4 protein-coding genes, 1 tRNA gene and 2 rRNA genes (1 of these 7 cut by a window edge) are annotated in these 9539 nt (G+C 58.0%); 1 reads left to right on the top strand and 6 read right to left on the bottom strand.

All coding sequences use genetic code 11. The features are described 5' to 3' along the window. Positions 1-140: 140 nt before the first annotated feature. From ACRY_RS11520 to ACRY_RS11530, 3 genes are all read right to left on the bottom strand, one after another. Entirely contained in the window at positions 141-2129 is a 1989-nt protein-coding gene (locus ACRY_RS11520; protein ID WP_043509162.1) for an AAA family ATPase, read from the bottom strand. A gap of 4 nt (positions 2130-2133) precedes the next feature. After that, a complete protein-coding gene (locus tag ACRY_RS11525; protein ID WP_007424548.1) occupies positions 2134-2847 on the bottom strand; it encodes a group I intron-associated PD-(D/E)XK endonuclease in 714 nt (237 codons plus the stop codon). A 1873-nt stretch (positions 2848-4720) separates the two neighbouring features. Continuing rightward, on the bottom strand, positions 4721-5047 hold the full coding sequence (locus ACRY_RS11530) for an NIPSNAP family protein (RefSeq protein WP_011942514.1): 327 nt from the start codon (positions 5045-5047) through the stop codon (positions 4721-4723). Between the two features lie 264 nt (positions 5048-5311). Between ACRY_RS11530 and ACRY_RS19150 the strand changes: the two genes are divergently transcribed. Then, positions 5312-7024, top strand: a complete 1713-nt coding sequence (locus ACRY_RS19150) for a recombinase family protein (RefSeq protein WP_155856412.1) — start codon at positions 5312-5314, stop codon at positions 7022-7024. Here ACRY_RS19150 and ACRY_RS11545 read toward each other — a convergent pair. The 3 genes from ACRY_RS11545 to ACRY_RS11555 form a co-directional block, all read right to left on the bottom strand. Then, positions 6981-7057: transfer RNA gene (locus tag ACRY_RS11545), tRNA-Met, on the bottom strand. The two genes, ACRY_RS19150 and ACRY_RS11545, sit on opposite strands and share 44 nt — an antisense overlap. Before the next feature lie 27 nt (positions 7058-7084). Beyond that, positions 7085-7199 (bottom strand): 5S ribosomal RNA (gene rrf, locus ACRY_RS11550). A 91-nt stretch (positions 7200-7290) separates the two neighbouring features. Next, positions 7291-9539: ribosomal RNA gene (locus ACRY_RS11555) — 23S ribosomal RNA — on the bottom strand (it continues 489 nt past the right edge of the window).

Here is a 9539-nt window from a genome sequence, read left to right on the forward strand (position 1 = left end):
CGTATCAACCACCTCACATTCGTGCCAGCAGTGAATTCTTTTCAAGCAGGGCGCGGATTCCGGCATGCGTCAGCATCCCGGCTTTCGCGTCAATCAGCATCCCGGCTTTCGCGTCAATCTGAATTCGTATGGTTTTCGGGCTATAAGGCGCAAGCAAGCGGGCCAATGGCCTCGGAACCGGCCTTACCCGCAAGATCCATAACTTCCTTGGCGGACAAAACCTTGCGGGCCAGCAACCGTTCCGCCAGGAGGTCGAGGGTGGGCTTTCTCGCCTCGATCAACTCTCTTGCCTTGGTATAGGCCGTATCAAGGCGCCGCCGCACCGCATGCTCGATGTCAGGGCGCTGCCCAAAAAGCTGAACGAGCCTGTCGCCCGAGACCTTCGGGTACCAGATCAGCCCTTCGGAGCGCATGCCCAGCGACAGCTCCGCGATGACCGCCATCTGCGTCGCGCGGGCGAGATCGGAGTTGTCACCACCGCCCGAGCCGGCAGTGATATCGCCGAAGGCCAATTCCTCTGCGGCCCGACCGCCCATCAGAGCGGCAAGCATTGCGTCAAGGTCTGCCGGGCTCAGGGTACCAGCGCGCGCCATGGACACTGCGGCATGCCCAGCCGTCTTTTCCCGGCTGACGAGGGACAAGCCTCCCACCCGCAGGGCAGAATGCGCCATCGCGACAATCGCGTGACCAGCTTCATGAACAGCGACGCGCCACAGATCTTGGGGATCAACGACGCCGTCAACGCCAATGGCCGCAATCAAATCTTCGGTGGTCACCAACCTGGCCTCGTGGCGCGCGCGGCGGTTGGCCGTCTTGCATATCCGGATAACATCGGCGCCCGTCGCTCCCTCGCTCATCCACGCGATGCGTTGAAGGTCGACGCCGGCTTCCATCCGTCCCGCTAGATGCTGCGCGTATATGCACGCAAGGGCTTTCACATCAGGTGGTCCGACATCGATCCGGTCCTCCAATCGCCCCGCGCGCAGGATCGCCGAATCGATCAGTTCCGGATGATTGCTGGCGCCAACCATGACAACCCCCTCGTTACTGGCAACACCGTCCATCTGCTCGAGCAGGGCATTGATGATCGCGCGCCACCAGTCATCGCGCTGCTCCCGACCACCCCGGCTGCCGAGCGTATCCAGTTCGTCGATGAACAGAACGCTCGGTGCGAGAAGCCGCGCCTGAGCAAAGGCAGCGTTCATCGCCTTCAAGACTTCCCCGAGATGGCCGGCCCCACTGGTCTGCCACGTCGCATAGCTCGTTGGGACAAAGGCAATCCCGGCATGATCCGCTATCGCGCCGGCAAATGAGGTCTTACCGGTCCCGGGAGGCCCCGCCAAAAGAAGCCCCCGGGGGAGATCATGCCAGCTTATCTTGCCCTGGCGCCACAACTGCAGATCGAGCTTGAGTGCTGACGCCCATTCCTTCGCCTTGTCGATGCCATGGAGGGAATCGAAACGGCTGGCCTTTTCTTTTGACCCTTGGGTCAGGGCTTTCAGACGCCGCAGGTAAGACGTGGCTGTCGTTCCAGGCCGGTAGGCCAGCCGCAAGGTGACAGGCGTGACTGCATTGAGATTGAGGCCCCTCAAGCTCGTTCGCCGTGCAACCGGGTCAACCGCCTTGAGAACGGCGGCCAGGCATTCGCGATCCGGCGCTGTCACGTAAATGGTACTATCTGCTGCAGCACCGAGCTCGGGCGGCACAACAGCCCGGCTTCCGGTCAGAAGAATAACTATCCGCCCTTCACGCAGACCGGACTCCACGCTGGCACGGATTTCATTGCCCTTTTTCGCGTCGCCGCCCGCATCCCATTCATGGACCAGAAACGACGGAGCTGACCGCGCCACTCCCGGCCGTCGCGGCCCACGACAAGGATAGCCCAGAATCACTTTTGCCACGATTGCGCGCATCGTCGATACCCAGTGGTCACCGGGCGCCACAACGACATACAGACCCGGACGCCGCTGTTTCGAGATCTTACCCAGTGCTCGTCCAAGTAGATTCCAGGCGCCAACCATGGCGCAATCGATTGAGTTGACATCATCGACCACGTCGGCCTGATCAGTCGGAGGATCGTTGAGATCGGATGACTCGTGATCGAGAAAGAGATCTTCGTCGTCGTGCATGGCATCAACCTCCGATGCCAAAATCGAACTCAGCCTGTCGGGGAACTTGATTATGTTCGCACAAATCGATCCCTGCATCGACTGGAACTGACTCGGCCTGCATCGAGGCCAGCCAGGCCGACCTGTCATTGTAGCGGCACCGGCGGATCGTTTTGATGGAGAGATCGAGACTTTCACGATCAATCCCGGGAAGGCGGAACCACGGCGTGCTGAGGCTGATCCGCTCCACGGGACCGGCATAAAAGAAGACAGCCGGGAGAGACAGGCAGACGAAGGCGGCGAGGTCAAAATCGCCGGGTGCATAGGAGAAAATCCCTGACCGCGACCGTTGGTGCCCACGCTGCATCGTGAAGATGCAACGCTTACCGTTTGGCCGACTGCGGGTCTTCACTTGGATCCGGACCATGTCGAAGCCTGGGATATCGGCGATCAGATCGTAGGGCAGCCCGGCCATCGCCGGTTGTGCTGCGATTCCCCATGACTGGAGCCGAGAGAGAATCAGATTCGCGCCGGCTTCGCCGATCAGCGTCGTCGACGGTAGCCTTGGACAATGCGTCTCGGGACGAGCGTGGAGGCGTTTGATCCGCGGGGCCATGCGCTGGGCAGTCAGATTGGCCTGCTCTTCCCGCCCAACCTCGGGCTTTAGATCCTCGACAGGCGAACGCCGAGGCTGGCGGCGAAACCGATCAGATGCGATATGGGAGGCAACCTGTGTCATGTGAGGTCCTTTCTCACTGTTGCGGGCTAGGCTGGGTCGTGTGCTGCAACACGCGGCTCAGCCGTTTGAAGAAGATTTTGACGAACCGGCAATTTCGGATACGCATTCGTCAGGATAGAACTAGTCATATTATTTGCAAAAACAAACATTTTGTTCATATTCAAATATTAAATGATTGTAATCCTAGAAGTGCAACGGTTAGCTAAGAGACGGGACTAGCGACTATAATTGGAGCAGAAATGATCACCGGAGGACAAATTCGCGCAGCAAGAGCGTATGCCAAGATTTCAGCTGTTCAGCTCGCGGAAATGGCAGGCGTTGCGCGGACAACGGTTGTCAAGGCAGAATCGGTCAATGGCCCTCCACAATTGACAGTTAGCAACCTAAATTCCCTGCAGAACGCACTTGAGAAAATAGGTGTGACCTTCGGAGCCGACGGCAGTGTCAATTATCGGCCATCCACTTAAGGGACGAAAAATTATCGGTTTTTTGATGAACTTATTAAGTTCTAGGAAACCAATTTTTACTGAGCTATCCCCCTACTATGACCTAAAGATATAAATTTGAGATATTTTTTCACTCCGACTTTATTCGAGTGGCCTTGATTAACTGTAAAGATAATATCATTTTAGATATATAACTAATATTTTTGAGATATGTTTTTTGTAAAATTTCAGGCAATCCGATTTCGATTTTTTCATATCCTGATGCAGAACTCCGGGAGAGCCGGACGAGGCACTGCAATTTGTAGACAAGACTGGCGCGGCCGATCTTCGCTTTCACCCGGGGCCATACGGATGGTCCGAACGACCAGGCACATTGGCCCCTTCTGCTGGACAAAGACATACACGATCGCCGATCGCACCAGCAATTTCGCTTCGTTGGCCTGACCGGCGTGATGTCGATCACCATCGAGGTGCGGATCAAACCCTGCCAGTGGCCGATCGCAGCGGCATTATCATGATAGCCAAAAACCGGCGGGAGCAAGATCACGCGCCGACACTGTGCCGACCCGCCCCGGCTTCGCCTTGGTGACCTTCGCTGTTCTGCGCACGTCGGCACGCATCTTCCCGTACATCGAGAGGCAGTTGCTCCCGTTCACTCGCGTCTCGAAACATACAAGCAGCTTTGCGATCTCGAACGTGCGGCTTCAGGCCGATATAGGGGCACGGCCAGCTCTCGCCGGTTTGGCCTTGAACTTATCGACCGAACCCACCCAGAAGTTTCCACCGCCCATACAGCGGAATATCCTTTCATCTTCCGTATAAAACAACGCATATTTTGCGATCTATCGCCAACTTTTATCAGCATTAATGGTGCGCAATCAGAATTTTTTTCAATATCAATGCATTTTTAAAAGCGATTTTTCTTGGTGTCTTGCAGCCTTGATCTGTAGAATTTGAGCATGACCAGACATGAATGCCATGCAAACGGAGGGGCCAATGCGGATGACGCTGCCGCCAATCGCGTTTGCGGCAATCATGTTTGCCAATCGGAACAGGAGGCAATTGTTCTTGACGCACTGCGACAACTCGCCAATCTGCTGGGCCGCAGGGCCGCGATTTCAGTCCGACCCCGCGGACGCACAGAAAAATTAGACCCATTATCGAAGCAGCGATGATGGAACTCACCATTTCGGTGCGGCAGATGTCCGTCTGAGATCGCGCTCAGGACTTGACATGGCTTTGATTCCGCAGCGGGAGTGACGAGCCAGCAACCGGTTCAGCTATCGTCCCGCGCTGAGATTACGCCTTTACCGCTGATGTCGTGCCGGTTTCGGTGCTTCTATCGCAGGCTAACAGCTATGGGGACTGATGGGACCTCCCTCCAGCCTGCACCGACATGATTTTGAAGTCCTTGCAGCCGCAGGACGTCAGCGTACTGCCGAGAATGCCGTAGGCACGAGGATCTGATTGGTGATGCTGGCCACGATCTGACCATTCTTCTCGGTTTCGGCGCGCTTGGCCAGCCATTCTGGGTCAGCCTGGAAAGCGGTCCATTTGCTCTCGCGCTCAGCGAGGGATTCCCACGCCAGCAGATAGGTGAGATCCATGTTGGACTCTCCGACGAGCGTCGTCCAGAACCCTGCCTGTCGAATGCCGTGTTTATCCCACAATCCGAGTGTCACGGTCTCGAACCGCCTCAGAAGATCCGGAAGTCGACCCGGCATACAGTGATAGATGCGGAGTTCGTGGATCATGTTTTTTATTCCTGAAGATATATCGACGCGGAGGATGCTAGCCCCGGTCCCCCACCCCAGCAAGCCGGAAGGATTGGTTCATCCGGCGTTGTGATCGGCGGCCGGAGCCGTGAACGGCGACTTCATTGCGGTGTTGGACCTTGGGTGGGCGACCTGCGGTTGGAATTGATTGGTCTGGATTCCGGCGTGCAATCCGCGGAAAGCTTGACATTGGGTGCCGTGGTCCCAAACGATAGGTGCTCACTCATGACCAGAGCCAGAGCGATGACCAACGCCCGAGTTGCATTGTACGCCCGCTTTTCGAGTGACCTTCAGAGTGCGGCGTCGATCGAGGACCAGCTGCGTGTGTGCCGGGAGCATGCGGGGCGGCAGGGCTGGCGGGTGGTGGACAGCTACGCCGACCGGGCGATTTCAGGGGCGTCGCTGCTCCGGCCTGGCATCCAGGAACTGATGGCCGACGCGGGCCGCGGCCGGTTCGACATCGTGCTGGCCGAGGCAATGGACCGGTTGTCGCGCGACCAGGAGGACATTGCCGCGCTGTTCAAGCGCCTGCGCTTTGCCGGCGTCTCGATCGTGACCCTTGCCGAAGGCGAGATCGGTGAGATGCATATCGGGCTGAAGGGCACGATGAACGCGCTGTTCCTGAAGGACCTCGCCGACAAGACGCGCCGGGGCCTGAGAGGCAGGGTCGAAGCAGGACGCTCCGGCGGTGGCAATTCATATGGATACGACGTGGTCCGCCAGTTCGGCGCCGATGGCGCGGCGAAGACCGGCGAGCGGACGATCAACGGAGCACAAGCCGAGGTCGTGCGCCGGATCTTCCGAGAGTTTTCTCATGGCAAATCACCACGCGCGATCGCCGTCCAGCTCAACAAGGAGAAGATTCCGGGGCCGCGCGGTGAAGGCTGGAGCCAGAGCACGATCAACGGCAACGCCGAACGCGGCACCGGCATCCTGAACAACGAACTCTACATCGGCCGGATGGTGTGGAACCGGCTGCATTACATAAAGGATCCGGCCACCGGGAAGCGGGTTTCACGGCTGAACGATCCCGGCAAATGGGTGATCACCGAGATCCCCGCGCTGAGGATCATCGACGACGAGCTCTGGGCCGCGGTCAAGGAGCGACAGGGCAACATGCGCAAGGCGACCCGTCCGGACATGGCCACGGAACCAAGTGCCCGCAGCTACTCATCGGGGGCAGAATTCTGGCGCCACCAGCGGCCCAAACACCTTCTCACCGGCCTGATGCGGTGCGGTGTATGCGGTGGCGCCTACAGCAAGATCAGCGCGACATTGTTCGGTTGCGCGGCGGCGCGGAACAAGGGCACCTGCGACAACCGGCTGAACATCCGCGGCGACCGGCTCGAAGCCATTGTGCTGGACGGGCTGCGCCACCGGCTGATGGACCCGGCGCTGTTCAGGGAATTCACCGAGGCGTTCGTCGCCGAGCAGAATACCGCCAGCGCGCAGAGGCGGGCGCATTTTTCGGGGATGCGGGAGGAGCTCAAACGCATCGAACACCGCAAGGCCCGGATCATCGATGCGATCGCCGAGGGCATGCCGGCGTCCAGCCTTCGCGACGAGATGATCCGGATCGAGGCGCGGAAGGAGGAACTTTTGATCCTGCTCGCCCGCGAGACCGCGCCCGAACCTTCGCTTCATCCGGCGATGGCCGAACTCTACCGCGAGGCGGTCGCCAACCTGCACGAGGCGCTGCAGGATCCGACCACGAAGGACGAGGCATTCAGTATCATCCGCACGCTGATCGAGGCGGTGATCCTGGTGCCGGAGGGCGCGGAACTGAAGGTTGAACTCCGGGGCGCGCTGGCGGGGATACTGCGTCTTGCGTCTGGGGGCGGGAACGACAAAAGCCCCGGCGCGTGTGCATCGGGGCTTGGTTCCATTTCTGTTCTGGAGGCGCAAATCAAGATGGTTGCGGGGACAGGATTTGAACCTGTGACCTTCAGGTTATGAGCCTGACGAGCTACCGGGCTGCTCCACCCCGCGGTGGATGAGGTTACGATAGGCTGGAGGACCTGGCGGCGACCTACTCTCCCGTGCCTTGAGGCACAGTACCATGGGCGCTGGGGATTTTCACGGCCGAGTTCGGGATGGGATCGGGTGCAGGCTCCCCGCAATGGCCACCAGGTCGTCCAGCCTATCGTTGTTTTTGGGCTGGTGTGGATTTGGTGTGTTGTGTGAGTTGTGTTGGTGTTTGTGCATGGTGGGGGTGGTTGAGATATTCAAGTTCTATCGGGTGATTAGTACCGGTTAGCTGAGCGCGTTACCGCGCTTATACACCCGGCCTATCAACGTGATGGTCTGTCACGACCCTCGGGGAGACCTAGTTTTGAGGTGGGTTTCCCGCTTAGATGCTTTCAGCGGTTATCCCGTCCATACTTAGCTACTCGGCTGTGCCACTGGCGTGACAACCGATGCACCAGAGGTATGTTCATCCCGGTCCTCTCGTACTAGGGACAAATCCTCTCAAGTCTCCAACACCCACGGCAGATAGGGACCGAACTGTCTCACGACGTTCTAAACCCAGCTCACGTACCACTTTAATCGGCGAACAGCCGAACCCTTGGGACCTGCTCCAGCCCCAGGATGTGATGAGCCGACATCGAGGTGCCAAACCTCCCCGTCGATGTGGACTCTTGGGGGAGATCAGCCTGTTATCCCTAGAGTACCTTTTATCCGTTGAGCGATGGCCCTTCCACGTGGAACCACCGGATCACTATGGCCGACTTTCGTCTCTGCTCGAGCTGTCGCTCTCGCAGTCAGGCGGGCTTATGCCATTGCACTCAACAGCCGATGTCCGACCGGCTTGAGCCCACCATCGCGCGCCTCCGTTACTCTTTAGGAGGCGACCGCCCCAGTCAAACTGCCCACCATGCAGGGTCCCGGACCGGGATAACCGGCCGCGGTTAGACATCAAAAGCGCGCAGGGCGGTATTTCAAGGTTGGCTCCACCGAAGCTAGCGCCCCGGTTTCAATGCCTCCCGCCTATCCTACACAGCACTCTTCTGATGCCACTGCAAAGCTGCAGTAAAGGTTCATAGGGTCTTTCCGTCTGACCGCGGGTACCCCGCATCTTCACGGGGAATTCAATTTCGCTGAGCCGATGCTGGAGACAGTGGGGAAGTCGTTACGCCATTCGTGCAGGTCGGAACTTACCCGACAAGGAATTTCGCTACCTTAGGACCGTTATAGTTACGGCCGCCGTTTACCGGGGCTTCAATTCAAGGCTTGCACCTCTCCTCTTAACCTTCCGGCACCGGGCAGGCGTCAGACCCTATACGTCGTCTCTCGACTTCGCAGAGCCCTGTGTTTTTACTAAACAGTCGCTACCCCCTCTTTTGTGCCACCCGCACATGGTTGCCCACATACGGGTCTCGCTTATCCCGAAGTTACGCGAGTAATTTGCCTAGTTCCTTCAACATCGTTCTCTCAAGCGCCTTGGTATACTCTACCAGTCCACCTGTGTCGGTTTAGGGTACGGTCTATACGCTGGAGCTATTTCCCGGAATGCTCAAAAAGCCTGCCCAATCCGATAAGGACAGACAACATCTCGCATTCGTCACTTCCAGCAGGCGGAGGAATATTCACCCCCTTCCCATCGACTACGGCTTTCGCCCTCGCCTTAGGGGCCGGCTCACCCTGCGCGGATTAACCTTGCGCAGGAACCCTTGGACTTTCGGCGACAGAGTTTCTCACTCTGTTTGTCGCTACTCATGTCAGCATTCGCACTTCCGATACCTCCAGGAGGGGTCACCCCATCTCCCTTCACAGGCCTACGGAACGCTCCGCTACCGCGCATGTTTCCATGCACCCACAGCTTCGGTATGTGGCTTTAGCCCCGTTACATTTTCGGCGCAGGATTTCTATTAGACCAGTGAGCTATTACGCTTTCTTTAAAGGATGGCTGCTTCTAAGCCAACCTCCTGGTTGTTTTGGAATTCCCACATCCTTTCCCACTTAGCCACAATTTGGGGACCTTAGCTGGTGGTCTGGGCTGTTTCCCTCTCGACGATGGACCTTAGCACCCACCGTCTGTCTGCCGTGCAAGACACTTCGGTATTCGGAGTTTGGTTAGGTTTGGTAAGGCTTTGGGCCCCCCTAGCCCATCCAGTGCTCTACCCCCGAAGGCATACACACGACGATCTACCTCAATAGATTTCGCGGAGAACCAGCTATCTCCGAGTTTGATTGGCCTTTCACCCCTAGCCACAGCTCATCCCCGACTTTTTCAACAGGCGTGGGTTCGGCCCTCCAGTGCGTGTTACCGCACCTTCAGCCTGGCCATGGCTAGATCACTCGGTTTCGGGTCTTCTGCCTGCAACTATGCGCCCTATTCAGACTCGCTTTCGCTACGCCTACGCCTACCGGCTTAAGCTCGCTGCAAACAGAAACTCGCTGACCCATTATACAAAAGGTACGCCGTCACCGCAGATGCGGCTCCGACTGCTTGTAGGCATCCGGTTTCAGG

Origin of the sequence: Acidiphilium cryptum JF-5 (assembly GCF_000016725.1) — a bacterium.
In the GTDB taxonomy this organism is placed as follows: domain Bacteria; phylum Pseudomonadota; class Alphaproteobacteria; order Acetobacterales; family Acetobacteraceae; genus Acidiphilium; species Acidiphilium multivorum.